Here is a 1,274-nt window from a genome sequence, read left to right on the forward strand (position 1 = left end):
TGGCATAAAAAGCGATAATTATACAAAAAGGGAAATAAATAATTTAAGAAATAAAGGAGCAATATACATTACAGGAAACGAAAATGAAGACGGCTACTGCAACACACTAGACCCAATAAAATCTTTAAACAATAAAGGTAAATTAGATCAAACAAAATATTCACATCTAAAAATAAAAGAAAAGCTATTAAAAGACATAGAAAAGTTAAGCACCAACTTAGAAAATAGTTCACCAGAAGAAATCAAAATACAGATAAAAGAGCTGATATCTGATTTAGGCTCACTTTCCGCTTTTTAATGCGCTTTCGTACGTTAATGACAGAAAATAGTACTTCTGCAAATTTGTTTTCATTAACGTACGATTTTAGATTTTAAGAATTACATACAATTAATTACTAACTGGCTCATCAAACCAACCTTCAATATAAGTACCTTCAGTACCTGTTTGCTTCACTCCACAGTAGAAATTGAGGTTCGTATCTCCAAGATATCCAGTAACTTTCTCCGGTGTATCTGTCATCGGTCTAAGAGTCTGGCCTGATCTATTTTTAATCGTCTCAAGACATTGTGACATGGAGCTAAATTTTCCACCCATTAGTTGAGTTTCAGATTCAGCACTACAACCAACGATAAAAAGAGTAATACTTGCTAATAGAATGTTTTTCATAGTTATTTGTCTTACGATTTAACGAAGTAATATAGTAGCGTATACACTCATTCTTTTATCAATTTATCTGATTTTTTTCTAAATAAGCTATCAAACATCATTTTTTATCCAGTTCCTAATTGTTCTATCAGTAACCATTAATTCAGTTGCTATCTGCTTTTGAGTCATACCCTCTTTCATCATTGCTAAAGCCTTAACTCTTTTAGAAGCATAATTATCCGATCTAATTTTCCCCCCCTTTAGACCACCTAGCTTTCCTTTTCGGCTTTGACGATCAATAAACTCTTGATAGCAGTAGGCATCCTTTTTCCAACAATATGTGGCGATACCCTTAGCTGTAGCTTTGATTTCTGAATAGGGTAATGCTTCTAAAAACGCCTCATTTACGCTTAGACAGTGTTTTACTACTTCATCTAGCCAAGTAGTATAAATACCACCTCTATGTGCTCTAATCGCTTTATATGCCCATTTACGCACTGTATCGAACATAGTGCAGTTACGCCCAAGCCCTGAAACTTCCTGTTTTTTGCTTAATTTCTTAGGTAATTCTACAAAATCGGCTAAATAATCGAGCGTATAGGCTTGTTCACTCCAAAAAGTGACACGC

Annotated in this window: 3 protein-coding genes; 1 reads left to right on the top strand and 2 read right to left on the bottom strand. The window is 34.0% G+C overall.

Annotated features, from left to right (window positions below; genetic code table 11):
• Window positions 1-298, top strand: a 298-nt coding sequence (locus FTV43_RS15545; RefSeq protein WP_179995845.1) for a hypothetical protein, incomplete at its 5' end; no start/stop codon positions are given.
• 90 nt (window positions 299-388) lie between these two features.
• Here FTV43_RS15545 and FTV43_RS15550 read toward each other — a convergent pair.
• Window positions 389-667: a hypothetical protein gene (locus tag FTV43_RS15550; RefSeq protein ID WP_179991778.1), complete on the bottom strand. Its 279-nt coding sequence runs from the start codon at window positions 665-667 to the stop codon at window positions 389-391.
• A 90-nt stretch (window positions 668-757) separates the two neighbouring features.
• On the bottom strand, window positions 758-1,274 hold a 517-nt coding region (locus FTV43_RS15555), incomplete at its 5' end, for a helix-turn-helix domain-containing protein (RefSeq protein ID WP_179995846.1).

Origin of the sequence: Acinetobacter sp. YH16053, assembly GCF_013417035.1 — a bacterium.
GTDB lineage: Bacteria > Pseudomonadota > Gammaproteobacteria > Pseudomonadales > Moraxellaceae > Acinetobacter > Acinetobacter towneri.

Coding starts and splice junctions, on each gene's coding strand:
- FTV43_RS15550 (WP_179991778.1), bottom strand. CDS start 667: ATGAAAAACATTCTATTAGCAAGTATTACTCTTTTTATCGTTGGTTGT.